Raw genomic sequence first — 17,805 nt, forward strand, 5'->3', positions numbered from 1 at the left:
AGGAGTTCCTTAATGGTTAAATATATCCCAGGAGTTTCTGTTGCTGTTTTAATAGCTTTAATTTCTATGTTCTTAGCAAACTTAGAATTTGTGCAAAAAACATTACATTTTAGTTCTTTAATACTTGCAATTTTATTGGGCGTTGTAATTGGTAATTTAGTAAAATTTCCTGAAAGCTTCAAACCTGGTATTACTTTTTCATTAAAAAAAATATTAAGAATAGCTATCGTATTTTTAGGTTTTAGATTAACATTCCAAAATGTTATGGAAGTAGGTTTAGTTGGTTTAATAGTTGATACAATAATGCTTAGCTCTACATTTATACTTGGGGTTTGGATAGCAAGAAAATGGTTTGGTTTAGAAGATAAGATGGCATATTTAATATCTTCAGGTAGTTCTATATGTGGAGCCTCCGCTGTATTAGCAACTGCTCCTGTAGTAAAAGCAGAAATGCATCATGCAGCAATGGCAGTTGCAACTGTAACCATATTTGGTACAACGTCTATGTTTTTATATCCAGTAATTTATAAAGCAGGTTTACTCCCAGGATTTGATGATATTTTATATGGAATATGGACAGGCGCTACTGTCCATGAAGTGGCTCAAGTTGTAGCAGCTGGTTTTGCTATATCAGAACCTGCAGGAAATACTGCAACTATAGCAAAACTTACAAGAGTTATGATGCTTGCACCACTCCTTTTAATTTTAAGTTTTTATTTAGCCAAAAAACATAAAGCTCATGGAACAGGTGTAACACTTAGAGATATTCCTATACCTTATTTTGTTTTTGGATTTATTGCTATGGTTGGTTTTAATTCTTTAAATCTTCTTCCGTCAAATATTGTTTCTGGAATTAATTATATTGATGGATTTTTGTTAACAGTAGCTATGGCTGCAATGGGACTTGAAACAAATGTAAATAAGATAAAAGGCGTTGGAATGAAACCTATATATGCCGCAGCAGTAATATTTTTATTCCTACTTTTCGGTGGAGCTATTTGTGTTAAACTAATTAGTTCAATACTTGCATAAATCTAAATCTGATATATATTTATAATCTAACTGAATATGGGGTCGATTCGGGTTCGACGGGAACAGTTACGCCGGGTGTGCAGGCCGGAGAAGGTAACTCCGTAAAAAACCAAACAACAACAATTCCCGAACGCGAAATCGCTCTCGCTGCTTAATTAACGCAGCGACGTCCTCCTAAACTTGCCCGTGGGTTTAGGAAGGGCGACAGATACACGGGATAGGAAAGGGCTGATTTCCCTGTAAGCTCTTTCCGAAACTTGACAGGGATAGCCTGCAAATACCCTGCCTGTGGGGTCGTTGCAGGTGAAATTTAAAGCACAGGCTAAGCCTGTAGAAAGCCCGAGCAACGGCTGTTCTCGGACAGGGGTTCGATTCCCCTCGACTCCACCAAATAAAAAAATTCAATCTAACTATTCTTTAAATTTTTATTAGCTCTTGCGAAAACCTTTAATGGAAGTCCCCAAACTTTTGTAAAGTATTCTCCTGCTTTGTGATCAAATTCATCTTCAGGGCTATAAGTTGCTAAGTTTTCAAAATAAAGACCATTAGGAGATTTTCTTCCAACAATTGTAGCTAAGCCTTTATAAAGTTTAAATCTAACAGTTCCATTTACAAGTTTTGAAATTTCTGATGTAAATGCGTCTAAAGCTTCTCTTAATTTTGAAAACCAAAGACCATTATAAACAAGATCAGCATAAGGTTGACTTATATGAGTTAATTTATAATGATATGTAAATCTATCCAATACAAGACTTTCAATTTCATCATAAGCTTTTATTAATATTAATCCTGCAGGAGATTCATAAACCTCTCGTGTTTTTATTCCAACAAGCCTATTTTCAACCATATCAATTCTTCCAACACCATGTTTACCTACTATCTCATTTAAATCCCATATTAATTTCCAAAGCTCATCATATTTATTTCCATTTATTGCAACTGGTAATCCTTCTTTGAATTCTATTTCTATATACTCTGGCTTGTCTGGTGCATTTTCAGGATTTACAGTTATTTCAAAAGCATCTTCTGGTGGCTCTTGCCATATATCTTCAAGAGGACCTGCTTCTATAGCAACACCCCATAAATTTCTATCATAAGAATATGGTTTTTCTTTTGTTGCTTTTACAGGAATGCCATGTTTTTTTGCATATTCTATCTCTTCATCTCTTGATTTAAATTCCCAATCTCTTACAGGAGCTAAAACTTCTATATTTGGATCTAAAGCCCATACAGATGTTTCAAATCTTACTTGGTCATTACCTTTTCCTGTAGAACCATGAGCTACATAGTTAGCATTATATTTATGTGCAATTTCTACCAATTTTTTTGATATTAAAGGTCTTGATAAAGCAGATAAAAGAGTATATCTATTTTCATATAATGCACCGCTTCTCATAAGGGGCATGCAATAATCTTTTGCAAATTCTTCTTTTATATCATCTACAATAGCTTCAACAGCTCCTGCTAATTTTGCTTTTTCAGGTATTTCTTTCAGTTCTTCTCCTTGTCCAACATCAGCAGTATATGTAATTACTTCAAATCCTTTATCTGTTAACCATCTAACTATTACAGAAGTGTCAAGACCTCCAGAATAAGCAAGAACTACTCTTTTTTTCAAAATTTTTTCCTCCAAAATATTTAATCAAAAAATTATATCAAGAATTTCTTTTAAATTAGTAATTTCTTACATGAAAATTTATAAAATAATATTCAACTATAAATGAATAATAAATATAAAATAAAAATATGGAAAAGGCACTAAATTTATTATAAAATTTAAGATTTAATAAATAAATGGAGGATTAACAAATTGAAAAAAGAGTACAAAATTTTAGTACTTCCTGGTGATGGAATTGGACCTGAAATTACAAAAGCAACTTTAGAAGTTTTAAAAGCAATTGAAAAAAAATATGATGTTAAGTTTGATATTAAAGAAGGGCTTATAGGCGGTGCTGCAATAGATGAAACTGGAGATCCTTTACCAGAAGAAACATTAAAATTAGCAAAAGAAAGTGATGCAGTTTTACTTGCAGCTGTAGGTGGAGAAAAATGGGATAACCTCCCAACAGATAAAAGACCAGAAAAAGGACTTTTAAGAATAAGAAAAGAGCTTGATCTTTTTGCTAATATAAGACCTGGAAAAGCATATACCGCTCTTTTAGATGCTTCACCTTTAAAAGAAAATCTTATAAAAGGTGTTGATCTTTTAGTAATAAGAGAACTTACAGGCGGAATATACTTTGGAGAGCCAAGAGGAATAGAAGAAAGAAATGGTGAAAAAGTTGGATATAACACAATGATATATTCTGAACATGAAATAGAAAGAATTGCAAAACTTGCTTTTGAAATTGCAAGAACAAGGAGAAAAAAGGTTACAAGTGTAGATAAAGCAAATGTTCTTGAAGTAAGTGCAGTATGGAGAGAAGTAGTAAATAAAGTATGGGCGAATTATCAAGATGTTGAACTTGAGCATATGTATGTTGATAATACAGCTATGCAACTTGTTAGAAGACCAAAAGATTTTGATGTAATAGTTACAGGTAATCTATTTGGAGATATTATATCTGATGAAGCAGGAGCTTTAACAGGTTCCCTTGGAATGCTACCTTCTGCATCTATTGGAGAAAGATACGCTTTATATGAGCCTGTTCATGGTTCAGCACCTGATATTGCAGGTAAAAATATAGCAAATCCAACTGCAATGATTTTATCTGCTGCTATGATGCTTGATATTACATTTAAAATGCATGATGCAGCTAAGGATATACAAGATGCAGTCGAAAAAGCATTAAATGATGGATATAGAACTGCAGATATATGGCAACCTGGTACTAAAAAAGTAAATACAGATGAAATGGCACAAGCAATTATTGAAAAATTATGAAGAATTTAGAAAAAAAAGTAGAAAAAGCTTTAGAAATGGTTTTTAATAATTACTTAAATGATGATTATATGTATGCTATTTTTAAAACTTTTCTTATAAAAAGAGTAAAAAAAGAGATATATAATGGTTTTAACTTTTTGATAAAAGGAAAAAGAGATGATGGAAAAAGGGAGTTTTTCAAAGTAGGTGTTTTCTTTTATAAAGAAAATATCCCCTTTTCCTTTTTTTATGATTTTATTGATAGAGTAAGATTGGTAATAATAAAAGATAAATTACAATCTGAGTTTATAGATAAATTAGAAGATATTTTTCTTTTTATAGAAAATACTTTTTCTTATGGCTATTTATTCCAGTTATTAAAAGAAGATAAAGATTGGATAAGAGAAGAGCTAAGATTATTTAAAGGAGAAGATAATCCATCTATTTTAAAACCTTATATATTGGATCATCTAATATGGACAAATAAATTGATAGAAGATATAAAAAAATTAAGAACTCAGCCTTCAATAGAGCTTAATTCGAGAAAGTGTAGTTTTGGGCAGAAACTGTCAAAAGGACATTTAGATTTAATAATTGGTAAAAATTACTGTCTTAGGATAGAAAAAATACATGATCTTATACATGAAATATCAAATGAGATCTATTTTTATATACAAAAAAGAAGTTTTAAAAATTTATTAATAGATTATATTAATCTTATTAAGAATGTAGGAAGGCTTATAAATACAATATCTCTTTCAACAGCTGTATTAGCAGAATTTGAAGCAAAAGTTGATCCTTTAACAGGTGTTTTAAATAGAAGAAGTATGGATATAATCTTGCAAAATCATTTTACAATTTCTAAAGTTGCGAATACATCATTTTCAATAGCTATGATAGATATAGATGATTTTAAAAAAATAAATGATACTTATGGACATTTAATAGGTGATTGCATTTTAAAAGAGGTAGTAAATAAAATAAAAAATGTTATAAGAAAATCAGATTTAATTTTTAGATATGGTGGAGAAGAGTTTTTAATCTTATTTCCATATTTAGACAAAGAAGATTTACCAAAGGTTTTAGAGAAGATAAGAGATGTAGTATCTTCTAAAGAATTTGTATGTGAAGACATTAAATTAAAAATTACAGTTAGTATAGGTGGGGCTACTTTTGAAGAAAATATAGAATCTGTTAAACAATTAATAAAAAAAGCGGATGAAAATCTATATAAAGCTAAAAAAACTGGAAAAAACAAATTTATTATATAATTTGTAAATTATGATAAAGTTTAATCAATATCTTAAAGAAAAATATGGTGGAAGAATTCAAAAAATATCCATAGATGCTGGTTTTACCTGTCCAAATAGAGATGGTACAAAAGCATCTGGTGGATGTACATTTTGTAATAATATATCTTTTAGTCCTTATGCAATGACTAAGGAAACTGTAGAAAATCAAATAAATCAGGCTATCTCTTTTTATAAAAAAAGATTTAAAAATATAAAAGGATTTTTAGCATATTTCCAAGCATATACAAATACTTATGCTCCAGTAGAAAAATTAAAAGAAATATATGATAAAGCTATGGAATATGATGAAATCATTGGTATGTCCATAGGAACAAGACCTGATGTTGTACCTGAGGAGGTTTTAGATTTAATAGCTACATATACTATAAAAAAGCCTGAAATATGGATAGAGTATGGACTTCAAACTGCTAATATAAAAACTTTAAGGGATATTAATAGAGCCCATGGAGTTGCAGATTTTGTAGATGCAGTATTAAGAACAAAAAAAAGACCAAATATAAAAGTTTGTGCTCATATGATTGTTGGACTTCCGGGAGATACTTATGAAGATTATATAGAAACTGTAAAACTTTTCGCTGCACTGCCAATAGATGGAGTAAAAATACATCCTCTTCATATAGTAAAGCATACAATAATGGAAAAACAGTATAAAAATGGAGAAATTAAACTTCTTGATTTAAAAGAATATGCTGAGATTGTAGCTGATCTTATTCAGTATTTACCTGATGATATTATAGTACATAGATTAACAGGTGAAGCTCCTGATGAAGAACTTATTGCTCCTGATTGGTGTAGTCCAAAAAGAAAACAAGAAGTTTTAAAAACTATAGAAGAAAAAATAAAAGAAAAAGAACTTTTAAGATTAGTCTAAAATTTAAGGCTAATATCAAGCCATTTACTTGAATGGATAGTAGCACCTGTTGAAATAAAATCAACTCCTGTTTGAGCTACTTGTTTTATATTTTCTAAGGTTATATTTCCTGATGCTTCTGTTAAAGCTTTTCCATTTATTAGTTTTACTGCATCCTTCATCTCTTTTAGAGACATATTATCAAGCATTATAATATCTACATCTGATTCTAAAGCTTCTTTTACTTGCTCCAAATTAGAAGTTTCAACTTCTATTTTTACCATTGGAGAAACATTTCTCTTTATTTGATTTACTGCTTCTTTAATACTTCCAACTAAGGATATATGATTATCTTTAATCATTACCATATCATAAAGAGCAAACCTATGATTATATCCTCCTCCTATTTTCACTGCATATTTTTCAAAAGCCCTAAAACCGGGTGTTGTTTTTCTTGTATCTAATAGTTTTGTTTTTGTACCTTCAAGAGCTTTTACAAACTCTCTTGTTTTTGTTGCTATCCCTGATAATCGTTGGAGTATGTTTAAAGAAAGCCTTTCCCCTTTTAGTATTGATTTTCCGCTACCTTTTATTTCTATTAAAGTTTCTCCTTTTTTTATTTCTTGTCCTTCTTTTTTTAAGATATTTATCTCTAATGTGTTATCTACCATTAGAAATACTTCTTTTGCAAAAATACCACCTGCAAAAATACCATCTTCTTTTGCAATAATTTTTGCCTTTATCTGCTTATCTACAGTTAAGCTATCTGTTGTAATATCTTTATAACCTATATCTTCTAAATAAAATCTTTCAAGCTGTTTTTTTAAGAATATTCTATCCATTAAAATGGCCTTACTATTACCATTATTACAATAATAATCATTAAAATTGTTGGAACTTCGTTATAAAATCTTAAAAATTTAGAAGAATATTTATAATTTTCTATTTCAAGATTATTTCTAATTACTGCTAAATGGATATAATAAAGTATTAATAAAACAGCAGCAGTTAGTTTAAGATGTATCCAGCCACCAGTTTTAAATAATGCAGGATTTAGATAAAGTAGTAATAAACCAGTTATTAAAGTCCCCCAAAATGCAGGAATTCCTATAAACTTGTGAAGTTTATATTCCATTACTTTAACAACTTTTACAAAATCTTTATTATCTTTATTTTCCGTATGATAAATAAATAATCTTGGAAGATAAAATAATACTGCCATCCAAGATATAATAGATATTACATGAATAGCTTTTATCCATAGATACATTAAAAACCCTCCACAAAATAAAAAAGGCAGGGATAAACTCCCTGCCTTCATTTTATAATAAGACTAAATTTGTAGTCAAATTAGCAAGAGAAAGAACTTCCACAACCACAAGAACCTGAAGCATTAGGATTTTTAATTGTAAATCCACCACCCATAAAATCTGTTACATAATCTAATGTAGCACCTTTTATATAAGGAGCTGAAAATTCATCAACTACAACTTTCACACCATCAACTTCTGTAACTTTGTCATTTTCAGTTACTTCTTCATCAAATCCCATTGCATATTGGAACCCTGAACATCCACCAGGAACAACTCTAATTCTTAATATAGGATTTTCAATACCTTGTTCCTCTGCTATTTTCTTAATTTCATTAGCAGCAGATTCTGTAACTATTACTAAGTTTTCTGTTTGTTGTTGCATAACTAAATACCTCCAAAATTTTAAATAGTTTCTTATATCTTATATATTTTTTTATTCTTATGTATGAGATTAATCAGAAAGATAGTAAATAATATATTCCAGACTGAAGTCCTAAATCCAAGTTAATTTTATTTTTTAATAATCTTTCAATAAAACTTTTTTCTTCTCCTATCTGAACTACAACTGCATTTTTTCCTTCTTTACCTATCATTTTCCTTGCTTCTTGGATAGCATCTTGTAAATTGCCAAGTTTATCAACAAGGCCAAGCTTTAAAGCTTGTCTTCCACTAAATATTCTTCCATCTGCATAAGGTCTTAGCTTTTCTTTATCTAAATGTCTATACTTTACTACTGCATCTAAAAACTGCTCATAAACATCAATGATAGTTTCTTTTATTAGTTTTGCTTCTTCTGGCTTTAGTTTATGGTTTGGATAAAGAATATCTTTATTTTTACCACTTTTTATATTATTTATTTTTATCCCTAATTTATTAAGTAAATCTGTAAGGTCTGTATGTTGAACTATAACTCCAATACTTCCTGTTATTGTTCCAGGGTTTGCATATATAACATTTGCAGCAGAAGATATATAATATCCACCAGATGCAGCAACATTTCCCATTGAAACTATTACAGGTTTTTTCTTTCTTAATTTTTCTATTGCTCTATATATTTCTTGAGATGCTCCAACTGCACCTCCAGGACTATCTACATTAAGAACAACTGCTTTTATGCTACTATCCTTTTGGGCTATGTTTAAATATCTTAAAGTAGGTTTATAATCAGCTATAACTCCTTTTATATCTATTAAAGCTATTTTAGGAGTAGATTTAGCTTTTATAAAGGAAATTATCCATATCAAAACAATAAAAGTTATAATTCCTATAATTATTTTCTTTTTCATTATCTTAACCTAACATCATTTTTTTAGTTTTTTTCTAATTTCCTCTACTGCTACAAAAAATATAGCTTGAGTAATTTTAGAAATTGCTTTTTTTACAAGCTTTAAAGCTAAAACTTTAAAAATCTTTTCCATATACTATACTAGTTTATACTCATCAGGTAAAAATTTTAGTTGCGGTAGTCTTCTTAATTTTAACTTTTTTGAAAGAAGATGTCTAATATAAGGACTTCTTTTATTTAATGTTTCTACTACTTTATCTATATCTTTTAAAGCAGATACATATACATCTGCTTTATTTAAGTCAGGAGAAGCTATAACATACATAACAGTAATAAAATTATCTGCTGAATATTCCATAATTTCTTCTTGAATAATTTCACTTATAGCTTGTTTTAAAGCATTATTTATCTTATCTGCTTTTATTGATTTTTTCATAAAAATCTACCTCCTATTTAGAAAATGGCAAAATGCAACTGCAATAGCATCTGATTCATCTGCTGTTTTTACTTTTTTATTAAATATTTTTTCTACCATTATCATTACTTGCTCTTTATCTGCCCATCCATAACCAGTAATTGCATTTTTTACTTGTTGAGGAGTATATTCATAAATTGGAATATTATTTTTAGCAGAAAGTAGTAGTATAACTCCTCTAACCTCTCCTAATCTTATCAAAGATTGAGGATTTTTACCATAGAATGAAGATTCTAAAGCTATCTCTTTTGGATTATATTTTTTTATTAATGAGTCTAATCCGTTATAAATTTTATTTAGATTATCAGGTTTTTTTCTACTTTTTATTACTCCTGAATCTAAAAGTATTGGTTGTTTATTATTTATTTTAATACAAGAAAACCCGGTATTATAGTTTCCCGGGTCAATTCCAAGGATAATCATTTTTAAGATATTTTTTCCATAAGCTGATCTTCCATTTCAAAGTTAGAATAGACTTTTTGAACATCATCTTGCTCTTCTAAAGCATCAAGAAGTTTCATAAGTTTTTCTGCAGTTTCTGGATCTTTTATCTCAACAGTTGTTGTTGGTATTTTTGTAAGCTCTGCTTTTTCTATATTGATACCTTCTTTTTCTAAATTTTCTTTAACTGAATATAAATCTTCTGGTGATGTTCTTATTTCATAATAGTTATCATCTTCTGTAATTACATCTTCTGCACCTGCTTCTATGGCCTTTTCAAAAATTTCTTCTTCTGTTATAGAATCTTTTGGTACTAAGATAACTCCTTTATCTTCAAATAAGAAGGAAACACAACCTGAAGAACCTAAATTACCTCCATATTTTGAAAAAATATGTCTTATTTCACCAGTTGTTCTATTTCTATTGTCTGTAACACATTCAACTATGATTGCAACCCCTTCAGGACCATATCCTTCATAACTTACTTCTTCATAATTTACTCCTTCAAGTTCACCAGTACCTCTTTTTATAGCTCTTTCTATATTTTCTGCAGGCATATTATGTTCTTTAGCTTTGTCTATTGCTATTCTTAATCTTGGATTAAACTCTGGATCTCCACCACCTTGTCTTGCGGCAATAGTTATTTCTCTTATTAATTTAGTAAATATCTGGCCTCTTTTTGCATCTTGTTTTGCTTTTTTATGTCTTATATTATGCCATTTACTATGTCCAGCCATTTAAATCCTCCTTTCAAATTTTCAGGGAAAATATATTGGATTTTTTCTATTTTTCAACTTTCTTCCCACATATAACCTATTCCTCTGACTGTCTTTATGTTTTTACCATATTTGCCAAGTTTAGTTCTCAAATTTTTTATATGAACATCAACTGTTCTATCATATACATCTGTATAATTTCCCCATACAGTTTCCAATATATAATTTCTTGATAAAACTTTATTTTCAGAATTTATTAATGCCATTAAAAGCTTAAACTCTTTTGCAGTAAGATTTATTTTTTTACCATCTACTTTTATCTCAAATTTATTAGGATTTATCTCAAGTCCTGATATATGTTTAATATTATCTTTTTGTTTTAATTTAGCTCTTCTTAACACTGCTTTTATTCTAGCTATTAATTCTTTTATTGAAAATGGTTTTGTAATATAGTCATCTGCTCCAAGTTCAAGACCTACAATTTTATCTATTTCTGTACTTTTAGCAGTTAACATAATAATTGGTATATTTTTTTTATCTTTATCAGATCTGAGTGTTTTACAGACCTCAAGACCATCAATATCTGGAAGCATTATATCTAAGATTATAATATCTGGAATATCTTTATCTATTGCTTCAAGAACATCTTTTCCACTAAAGTAAGATTTAACTTTAAATCCTTCTTTTTTTAGATTGTAAGAAAGAAGTTCATTAATATCTTCATCATCTTCAACTATATAAACAAGAGGCATATTTTCCCTCTTAATTATTTTTAACCCGGGGAAACCCATCCGGCGTAGGAAACTGGCTTACCGTTGCTCCCTTCCGGGCCTGGCGGGGTTCACCAGCTCCTACCCGGCGGGACCCGGGAATTTTTATTTTATCACAAATTCTCATGGCGGATGGGGCGGGATTTGAACCCGCGGCACCTTAAAAAGGTGCACAGCATTTCCAGTGCTGCTCCTTCGGCCGCTCGGACACCCATCCAAAGAAGGTTAATATTATAAGCTAATTAAAAGAAATTTCAAATTTAGTTTATTAAAATTCTTTCTATAAGTTTTTCTACTTTTGAAGTTTTATTTAATAGTTTAGCTACATCAAGTAAATTTGCTTTATAATATTCATTTAGGGGATTCATACTTACTGCTTTATAAAGATATTTATAACTACCTTCTATATCTTTACCTATAAAATGTATAACTCCAAGAATATTATATATAGGTGCTCCTTCATAAATAGATATTACTTCCGGAATGGAAGCTAAAACTTCTTTAGCTTTTCCTTCTTCTACTGCTTTTTCAAGATTATTTACAATATTTTCTATATTATCTATCTGTTCTTTATATTTTTTTATTTCTTTTTCAGATAATCCTTGTTCTTCTAACATATACCTTGCTTTATCAAAATCACCCATCTGGATATATGTATCTATTAAAGATTTTAAAGAATGTTGATTATGGAATGTTAATAAAGCTTTTTTATAAAACTCTGTAGCATTATATAGGTCTATATATTCTCTTAACCTATCAGCAATTATTGTATAAGCTGTAGCCTTAGCTACTTTTTCCTTTTCCCAGTTTAAATTTGGAAATATTTCTTTTTTCCAATCATAAATATTGATAATGTCTCTTAAATTTTTAGAATGAAAAGAAGTATCAATAAAAGTTTGAAAAATTTTTCTTTTTATAAAGCTAAATTCTGATAGCTTTAATTTTAAATTTTTTATGTTTAAACTTATAAATCTATAAAACTCATAATCTTCAAAATTTTCATCAAACTTTCCAAATTTTTCAAATATTTCTTTTTTTGTTAAAACTCCAAACTCTGGTAAATATTTTTCTAATGTTATTCCTTGCAAAAGTTCTATTTCTTTTTTATACCAATCGTTAAATGTTCTTGTATTTTCTTCATTATTAAAATCAATTAATATCTCATTTGGATATATAATATCTACATCTGGAAACTCTTTTAAAACTTCTTTGTATTCTTCTAAGGTTTCTTCTTCAAGAATAGATTCATTTGAAAGCCATAAAATATACTGACTATCTTTTGATTCTTCTAAAATCTTGTTTCTAATATAGGCTTTATTTTCACTTTCTATATTTAATGGAATTACTTCTAAATCTATTGGAAAATTTTCAATATCCTCTTTTTTTCCTGAATATAAAACTTTATCTATATATTCTTTATTTTTTTCTAAACTTTCTAAAGTTTCATTTGAAATTTTTTCTTTTTGTGATAGGTTTATCAAACCAACTGTGAATTTCATTAAAAAACTCCATTTTATGTTTTTATATATTTTAACTTTCGGTAATATTCAACTTTTTGATAATATCTTCATCTATACTTCTTACATGAAGATCTCTTTGAGGGAATGGAATTTCAATATTGTTTTCATTTAATGTTTTATAAATTAAGATTAAAAATCTTGATTTTGTTCTTTTCGGATATGAAATTTCAGGGCCTTGAATCCAAACAAAAAGTTCAAAATTTATACTACTATCTCCAAATCCTGTCATTACAACTCTTGTTTTTTTATCTGGGGTATCAATAACATCTGGGAAATTACTTTTCTTAACAGCTTCTTCTATTACAGTTATTACTTTTTGAGGATCTGTACCATAAGCTACTCCAAAAGGAATTTCAAATCTTCTAATCATATCTTCCATAGTCCAGTTAATTACATTGTTTTGAATAAAGTACTGATTAGGAATAATAATATCTATATTAGAGTTAGTTGTGATTGTTATTGATCTCATTCTAATATCTTTAACGCGACCTTTTATACCATCTGATAGTTCTATGTAGTCTCCTATTTTAATGCTATGCTCAAACATTAATATAATTCCTGAAATAAAGTTAGAAACTACATTCTGTAAGCCAAAACCAATTCCAACTGATAAAGCTCCTGCAATTAAAGCTATAGAAGAAAGATTAATTCCTAAAATATTTAAGCCAATAAAGAAAGCAAAAATAATAATAAGATAATAACCAATGTTTGAAATAATTGTAAGGGTTGATCTATTTATTGAAGTATATTTATGTGTAATTTTTTTTATGTTTTTTTTATAAAGTTTTCCTATTATAAATCCAGCAGAAAAAATTAAAATAGCAATAATTATATTAAGTATGCTTATAGATGTATTACCAATTTTAAATATTGGGTTTACTAAAATTTTCCAAAACATAGATATTAAATCATTAAGATCTTTTGATATAGAGATTTCACTTAAATAGAATAAAGAAATTGAGATAAGTATTATTATGAATAGTATTATAGAAATATATTTAATAGCTAATTTTTTCATTTTTCATATACCCTTTGGGTGATAAATTATAAAAATTATACTCTGAATTATCTGAAATTTTTAAAGTTATAGCTATTTCTTTTGGATTATCTCCGAAGGTAGGTAGAAAACCTAAATATAAGAAGATTTGAAATCCGGCTGAAATTTATAAATAAAAATTAGCTATACTTTAATCTTCCTAATAAATCTCTATATTCTCTAAAAGTAGGAGGAAATAAAAATAAGAAGAACTATATTGAAATTCAAAAAGATAATCAAAGGTTTATAGAGTTCTATTCCTAATTTTTCTCTTTTAGTTTTTTATAAGCTTTACTTGCGGCTTTATTTTCTGCTTCTTTTTTAGATTTTCCTTTCCCAATAGTTTCTACTATATCTTCTACTTTACAAAGGACTGTAAATTCTTTTTCATGTTCAGGACCTTTTGCTTCAACTAAGATATATTTAGGAATAGTTTTTAAATGTTTTTGAGTATAAACTTGTAGTATAGATTTATAATCTCTTGGAATTTCATTATTTTCTATACTCTTAATAAGAAAATCTTTAAATAACCTATTAAAAACCTGCCTTGGAGGATCTATATAATATCCACAATCAGTGTATATAGCTCCAAAAACTGCCTCAAATACATCACAAAGTAAAGACTCTCTTTCCATTCCTTTTTGAGCTATCTCTCCTCGGCTTAAAAGAACAAGTTCATTTAACTTTATCATCTTGGCAAGTTTTGCTAAGAAAGCTTCACTGATTACAGAAGATCTTATTTTGGATAGTTCTCCTTCTCTTGCTTTTGGATATTGTTTGATTAAAATCTCACTTACTATAAGTGATAAAACAGAATCTCCAAGAAATTCTAATACTTCATAATCTTTTATATCTTTTTTATATTCTGAAACAAAAGAAGAATGAGTTAATGCAGTTAAGGGATACTCTTTATTTTTAAAGGTATATCCTAAAATCTCTTCTAACTTTTCAATCCTTTTTAAAAACTTTTCTGGATAAGTCATCTAAATTTTTAGTCTTCAAATTTTTTGAAAGCTAAACAAGCATTTGTTCCACCAAAACCAAAAGAGTTAGAAATAGCCGCTTTTACAGGATATTCTATTGCTTTATTTGGTACATAATCTAAATCACAATCATGATCAGGATGCTCATAATTTATAGTTGGAGGAATTATCCCAGTTTCTATAGTTTTAGCTGTTGCAACTGCTTCAACACCACCTGCTGCACCAAGTAAATGACCAATCATAGATTTAATAGAACTAACTTTTAATTTATAGGCATGATCTTTAAATACTTCTTTTATTGCTAAGGTTTCTACTTTATCATTTAAAGGTGTAGATGTACCATGGGCATTTATATAATCTATTTCTTCTGGATTTAATCTTGCATCATTTAAAGCCATTGATATTACTCTTTTAGCACCATCTGCATCTGAACAAGGAGCAGTTATATGGTAAGCATCTCCTGTCATTCCATATCCAACTACTTCTGCATATATTTTTGCTCCTCTTTTTTTTGCATGCTCTAATTCTTCTAATACTAAAATACCAGCTCCTTCTCCCATAACAAAACCATCTCTTTCTGCATCAAAAGGCCTTGAAGCTTTTTGAGGTTCACCATTTCTTGTAGAAAGAGCTTTCATATTTGCAAATCCTGCTATTCCAAGAGGTGTAATAGCACTTTCTGTGCCACCAGCTATCATTATATCTGCATCGCCTCTTTGGATAATTTTAAAAGCATCACCTATAGAATGGGTTCCTGTTGCACATGCAGTAACAACACAGCTATTTGGACCTTTAAAACCAAACTCTATGGATATATATCCTGAAGCCATATTTGAAATTCCAGAAGGAATAAAGAAAGGAGAAACCCTTCTGGCACCTTTTTCTAAAAGAATTTGTTGTTGATCTTCAATATCTCTAAGCCCGCCAATACCGGTTCCCACTATAACACCTGCTTTTGTAGGATCTATTTTATCAACTTCTAATCCTGAGTCTTTAACTGCTTCTTTTGCTGCAACAACAGCAAACTTTACAAAATCACTCATTCTTTTTACATCTTTTTTATCAAGATACTGGGTAGGATCAAAATCCTTTACTTCTCCTGCTATTACGACAGGAAGTTTATAAGAGTAAGGATCAAATCTTTTTATTACATCAATACCACTTTTTCCTTCAATAAGACCTTGCCAAAAATCTTGAACATTATTTCCAAGAGGTGTTATAGCTCCTAAACCGGTAATGACGACTCTTCTCATTTAAAAACCTCTATTATCCTTGTTTTTGTGCAATATAATCTAAAACATCTTGTACCGTAGCTATTTTTTCTGCATCTTCATCAGGTATTTCTACACCAAACTCTTCTTCAAAAGCCATTATAAGTTCTACAACATCTAAAGAATCTGCACCTAAATCATCAACAAATCTTGATTCAGGTTTAATCTGATCTAAAGAAACTCCAAGTTGATCAGCAATAATTTCTTTTACTCTTTCTTCGATATTTTCAGCCATTTTTGACCTCCTGTGTTTTTTTAATTATTAATACATTCCACCATTCACATGGATTGTTTCACCTGTAATATAAGAAGCTAAATCAGAAGCTAAAAATAAAACTGCATAAGCCACATCTTCAGGTTTTCCAAATCTACCAACTGGTATCTGTTTAATGTAGTTTTCCTTAATTTCTGGTGATAAATTTTCTGTCATATCTGTTTCTATAAACCCAGGTGCTACTGCATTTACAGTTATATTTCTTGAAGCAAGTTCCTTAGCTAAGGATTTTGTAAATCCTATTAATCCTGCTTTAGACGTTGAGTAATTAACCTGCCCTACATTACCAGTAAAGCCAACTATTGAAGATATATTTATAATTTTACCGTATTTTTTTCTTATCATTTTTTTAACTGCAAGTTGAGTAATTTTAAATGTACCAGTAAGATTAGTATTTATAACTTCATTCCAGTCTTCTTCTTTCATCCTAATAAAAAGGGTATCTCTTGTAATCCCTGCATTATTTACTAATATATCTGGTATATCTATGTAATTTTCTATCTCTTTCCAGCTTTCTGAAATATCCTTAGAAAAATCAAGCTCTACACCATAAGCATCAACACCAAATTCTGAGGATATATTTTTTGCAACAACTTCAGCATTTGCCTTATCTCTACCAGTAATTACTACTGTAGCTCCTCTTTTTGCAAACTCTACTGCTATAGCTTTTCCTATCCCTCTTGTTGAGCCTGTAATTATAGCTTTTTTACCTTTAAAATCCAAAATCTACCTCTTTTTTAAGAAAAAATATTTAGTATTATATCATATTTATACTTTAAGTGAGAAATGGTATTTATTCTTTTTGAAGACTTAAAAATTGATTAAGAGTTATTTATTAGAGATATTTGTTGTTAGTAAAAGTTATCATCTATTGTGTTGAATACCGATTTTAAATTTTTTTTAATATTTTTTTCACTAAAATTTCTTTAAATAAAATGGGTATATTTTCTCTGCTTTTTAAATTTTCATATTTTCTTTTAAAGTTTTTATATTTTCCTCTATATTTCCTTTAAATACTGCACTTCCTGCAACAAATATATTGACTCCTTCTCTTGAAATTTTATTTATATTATCTTTATTTATTCCTCCATCCATCTCTATTAATATATCTGTTCTACCTGTAGTTTCCATAAGATTTTTTAATTTCTTAACTTTTAAAAGAGTTTGAGGAATAAATTTTTGTCCACCAAATCCTGGGTTAACAGACATTATTAACACATAATCTACATAATAAATAATTTCTTCTAATGTATTAACTGGTGTTGCTGGATTTAAAACAACCCCTGCTTTTGCTCCAAGAGATTTTATTTTTTCAACAAGTCTATGAGAATGAATAGTTGCATCCATATGAAAAGAGATCATATCTACTCCAGCTTTTATAAAATCAGCAACATATTTTTCAGGTTCTACTATCATAAGATGTGCATCAAATGGAAGTTTAGTTAAAGGTCTTATTTTTTCAATTATTGGCATTCCAAAGGTAATATTTGGTACATATCTACCATCCATAACATCAAGATGTATTATATCTGCTCCTGCATTTTCTGCTATTTTTATCTGCTTTCCAAGTTTTGAAAAATCTGCTGAAAGTATTGAAGGTGCAAGTAATTTTTTATTTTCCAAAGGAAATTCCTCCATTTAAAAATACTAGATAATAGTATAA

General features: G+C 28.9%; 20 protein-coding genes, 1 tRNA gene and 2 other RNA genes. 5 read left to right on the plus strand and 18 right to left on the minus strand.

What is annotated here, in order from left to right; all coding sequences use genetic code 11:
• The first annotated feature begins 12 nt into the window (after nucleotides 1–12).
• Nucleotides 13–1,032 carry a YeiH family protein gene (locus tag CLV39_RS05780; RefSeq protein ID WP_121923290.1) on the plus strand — a complete coding sequence of 340 codons (1,020 nt, stop codon included), beginning with the start codon at nucleotides 13–15 and terminating at the stop codon, nucleotides 1,030–1,032.
• Between the two features lie 38 nt (nucleotides 1,033–1,070).
• Nucleotides 1,071–1,422, plus strand: a transfer-messenger RNA (tmRNA) gene (gene ssrA, locus CLV39_RS05785).
• 16 nt (nucleotides 1,423–1,438) lie between these two features.
• Here the strand turns inward: ssrA and CLV39_RS05790 are convergent.
• Nucleotides 1,439–2,650: an argininosuccinate synthase gene (locus CLV39_RS05790; RefSeq protein ID WP_121923291.1), complete on the minus strand. Its 1,212-nt coding sequence runs from the start codon at nucleotides 2,648–2,650 to the stop codon at nucleotides 1,439–1,441.
• A gap of 192 nt (nucleotides 2,651–2,842) precedes the next feature.
• Between CLV39_RS05790 and leuB the strand changes: the two genes are divergently transcribed.
• From leuB to CLV39_RS05805, 3 genes are read left to right on the plus strand one after another with little or no spacing between them, the layout of a single operon-like run.
• Nucleotides 2,843–3,916 carry a 3-isopropylmalate dehydrogenase gene (gene leuB, locus CLV39_RS05795; protein ID WP_121923292.1) on the plus strand — a complete coding sequence of 358 codons (1,074 nt, stop codon included), beginning with the start codon at nucleotides 2,843–2,845 and terminating at the stop codon, nucleotides 3,914–3,916.
• Nucleotides 3,913–5,166 carry a sensor domain-containing diguanylate cyclase gene (locus CLV39_RS05800; protein ID WP_121923293.1) on the plus strand — a complete coding sequence of 418 codons (1,254 nt, stop codon included), beginning with the start codon at nucleotides 3,913–3,915 and terminating at the stop codon, nucleotides 5,164–5,166. Before leuB ends, CLV39_RS05800 begins: the two co-directional genes overlap by 4 nt.
• 10 nt (nucleotides 5,167–5,176) lie before the next feature.
• Complete coding sequence (locus CLV39_RS05805) at nucleotides 5,177–6,079, plus strand: TIGR01212 family radical SAM protein (protein WP_121923294.1); 903 nt, start codon at nucleotides 5,177–5,179, stop codon at nucleotides 6,077–6,079.
• Here the strand turns inward: CLV39_RS05805 and nadC are convergent.
• The 17 genes from nadC to rpe form a co-directional block, all read right to left on the minus strand.
• Nucleotides 6,076–6,900: a carboxylating nicotinate-nucleotide diphosphorylase gene (nadC, locus tag CLV39_RS05810; RefSeq protein WP_121923295.1), complete on the minus strand. Its 825-nt coding sequence runs from the start codon at nucleotides 6,898–6,900 to the stop codon at nucleotides 6,076–6,078. The two genes, CLV39_RS05805 and nadC, sit on opposite strands and share 4 nt — an antisense overlap.
• Nucleotides 6,900–7,328, minus strand: coding sequence for a protoporphyrinogen oxidase HemJ (hemJ, locus tag CLV39_RS05815; RefSeq protein ID WP_121923296.1), 429 nt, complete (start codon nucleotides 7,326–7,328; stop codon nucleotides 6,900–6,902). Before hemJ ends, nadC begins: the two co-directional genes overlap by 1 nt.
• A gap of 80 nt (nucleotides 7,329–7,408) precedes the next feature.
• On the minus strand, nucleotides 7,409–7,753 hold the full coding sequence (erpA, locus tag CLV39_RS05820) for an iron-sulfur cluster insertion protein ErpA (protein WP_121923297.1): 345 nt from the start codon (nucleotides 7,751–7,753) through the stop codon (nucleotides 7,409–7,411).
• A gap of 73 nt (nucleotides 7,754–7,826) precedes the next feature.
• Nucleotides 7,827–8,657, minus strand: coding sequence for a signal peptide peptidase SppA (gene sppA / locus CLV39_RS05825; protein WP_121923298.1), 831 nt, complete (start codon nucleotides 8,655–8,657; stop codon nucleotides 7,827–7,829).
• 135 nt (nucleotides 8,658–8,792) lie between these two features.
• Entirely contained in the window at nucleotides 8,793–9,092 is a 300-nt protein-coding gene (gene rbfA, locus CLV39_RS05830; protein ID WP_121923299.1) for a 30S ribosome-binding factor RbfA, read from the minus strand.
• Nucleotides 9,093–9,098: 6 nt separating this feature from the next.
• Nucleotides 9,099–9,554, minus strand: coding sequence for a crossover junction endodeoxyribonuclease RuvC (gene ruvC / locus CLV39_RS05835; protein ID WP_121923300.1), 456 nt, complete (start codon nucleotides 9,552–9,554; stop codon nucleotides 9,099–9,101).
• 2 nt (nucleotides 9,555–9,556) lie between these two features.
• Nucleotides 9,557–10,309: a YebC/PmpR family DNA-binding transcriptional regulator gene (locus tag CLV39_RS05840; protein ID WP_121923301.1), complete on the minus strand. Its 753-nt coding sequence runs from the start codon at nucleotides 10,307–10,309 to the stop codon at nucleotides 9,557–9,559.
• 53 nt (nucleotides 10,310–10,362) lie between these two features.
• Nucleotides 10,363–11,040 (minus strand): response regulator, encoded by a 678-nt coding sequence (locus CLV39_RS05845; RefSeq protein WP_121923302.1) that lies wholly within the window; start codon nucleotides 11,038–11,040, stop codon nucleotides 10,363–10,365.
• A 20-nt stretch (nucleotides 11,041–11,060) separates the two neighbouring features.
• Nucleotides 11,061–11,159: signal recognition particle sRNA small type (ffs, locus tag CLV39_RS05850), an RNA gene on the minus strand.
• A 25-nt stretch (nucleotides 11,160–11,184) separates the two neighbouring features.
• Nucleotides 11,185–11,275 (minus strand) — tRNA-Ser (locus CLV39_RS05855).
• Between the two features lie 43 nt (nucleotides 11,276–11,318).
• Complete coding sequence (locus CLV39_RS05860; protein ID WP_121923303.1) at nucleotides 11,319–12,557, minus strand: tetratricopeptide repeat protein; 1,239 nt, start codon at nucleotides 12,555–12,557, stop codon at nucleotides 11,319–11,321.
• A gap of 31 nt (nucleotides 12,558–12,588) precedes the next feature.
• On the minus strand, nucleotides 12,589–13,596 hold the full coding sequence (locus CLV39_RS05865) for a mechanosensitive ion channel family protein (protein WP_121923304.1): 1,008 nt from the start codon (nucleotides 13,594–13,596) through the stop codon (nucleotides 12,589–12,591).
• Nucleotides 13,597–13,874: 278 nt separating this feature from the next.
• On the minus strand, nucleotides 13,875–14,597 hold the full coding sequence (gene rnc / locus CLV39_RS05870; RefSeq protein WP_121923305.1) for a ribonuclease III: 723 nt from the start codon (nucleotides 14,595–14,597) through the stop codon (nucleotides 13,875–13,877).
• Between the two features lie 8 nt (nucleotides 14,598–14,605).
• On the minus strand, nucleotides 14,606–15,850 hold the full coding sequence (gene fabF / locus CLV39_RS05875) for a beta-ketoacyl-ACP synthase II (RefSeq protein ID WP_121923306.1): 1,245 nt from the start codon (nucleotides 15,848–15,850) through the stop codon (nucleotides 14,606–14,608).
• Between the two features lie 13 nt (nucleotides 15,851–15,863).
• On the minus strand, nucleotides 15,864–16,103 hold the full coding sequence (gene acpP / locus CLV39_RS05880; RefSeq protein ID WP_121923307.1) for an acyl carrier protein: 240 nt from the start codon (nucleotides 16,101–16,103) through the stop codon (nucleotides 15,864–15,866).
• Nucleotides 16,104–16,130: 27 nt separating this feature from the next.
• On the minus strand, nucleotides 16,131–16,868 hold the full coding sequence (gene fabG, locus CLV39_RS05885; protein ID WP_170145616.1) for a 3-oxoacyl-[acyl-carrier-protein] reductase: 738 nt from the start codon (nucleotides 16,866–16,868) through the stop codon (nucleotides 16,131–16,133).
• Nucleotides 16,869–17,099: 231 nt separating this feature from the next.
• Nucleotides 17,100–17,765 (minus strand): ribulose-phosphate 3-epimerase, encoded by a 666-nt coding sequence (gene rpe, locus CLV39_RS05890; protein ID WP_245960330.1) that lies wholly within the window; start codon nucleotides 17,763–17,765, stop codon nucleotides 17,100–17,102.
• Between the last annotated feature and the right edge of the window lie 40 nt (nucleotides 17,766–17,805).

This window comes from Hydrogenothermus marinus, from assembly GCF_003688665.1.
Classification (GTDB): domain Bacteria; phylum Aquificota; class Aquificia; order Aquificales; family Hydrogenothermaceae; genus Hydrogenothermus; species Hydrogenothermus marinus.

Bases quoted from the DNA above. Each gene is read 5' to 3' on its own strand.
- CLV39_RS05805 (WP_121923294.1), top strand. From the start codon at position 5,177: ATGATAAAGTTTAATCAATATCTTAAAGAAAAATATGGTGGAAGAATT.
- ruvC (WP_121923300.1), bottom strand. From the start codon at position 9,554: ATGATTATCCTTGGAATTGACCCGGGAAACTATAATACCGGGTTTTCT.
- CLV39_RS05780 (WP_121923290.1), top strand. From the start codon at position 13: ATGGTTAAATATATCCCAGGAGTTTCTGTTGCTGTTTTAATAGCTTTA.
- sppA (WP_121923298.1), bottom strand. From the start codon at position 8,657: ATGAAAAAGAAAATAATTATAGGAATTATAACTTTTATTGTTTTGATA.
- fabF (WP_121923306.1), bottom strand. From the start codon at position 15,850: ATGAGAAGAGTCGTCATTACCGGTTTAGGAGCTATAACACCTCTTGGA.
- CLV39_RS05865 (WP_121923304.1), bottom strand. From the start codon at position 13,596: ATGAAAAAATTAGCTATTAAATATATTTCTATAATACTATTCATAATA.
- CLV39_RS05860 (WP_121923303.1), bottom strand. From the start codon at position 12,557: ATGAAATTCACAGTTGGTTTGATAAACCTATCACAAAAAGAAAAAATT.
- CLV39_RS05845 (WP_121923302.1), bottom strand. From the start codon at position 11,040: ATGCCTCTTGTTTATATAGTTGAAGATGATGAAGATATTAATGAACTT.
- CLV39_RS05840 (WP_121923301.1), bottom strand. From the start codon at position 10,309: ATGGCTGGACATAGTAAATGGCATAATATAAGACATAAAAAAGCAAAA.
- rnc (WP_121923305.1), bottom strand. From the start codon at position 14,597: ATGACTTATCCAGAAAAGTTTTTAAAAAGGATTGAAAAGTTAGAAGAG.
- erpA (WP_121923297.1), bottom strand. From the start codon at position 7,753: ATGCAACAACAAACAGAAAACTTAGTAATAGTTACAGAATCTGCTGCT.
- CLV39_RS05800 (WP_121923293.1), top strand. From the start codon at position 3,913: ATGAAGAATTTAGAAAAAAAAGTAGAAAAAGCTTTAGAAATGGTTTTT.
- nadC (WP_121923295.1), bottom strand. From the start codon at position 6,900: ATGGATAGAATATTCTTAAAAAAACAGCTTGAAAGATTTTATTTAGAA.
- hemJ (WP_121923296.1), bottom strand. From the start codon at position 7,328: ATGTATCTATGGATAAAAGCTATTCATGTAATATCTATTATATCTTGG.
- rbfA (WP_121923299.1), bottom strand. From the start codon at position 9,092: ATGAAAAAATCAATAAAAGCAGATAAGATAAATAATGCTTTAAAACAA.
- acpP (WP_121923307.1), bottom strand. From the start codon at position 16,103: ATGGCTGAAAATATCGAAGAAAGAGTAAAAGAAATTATTGCTGATCAA.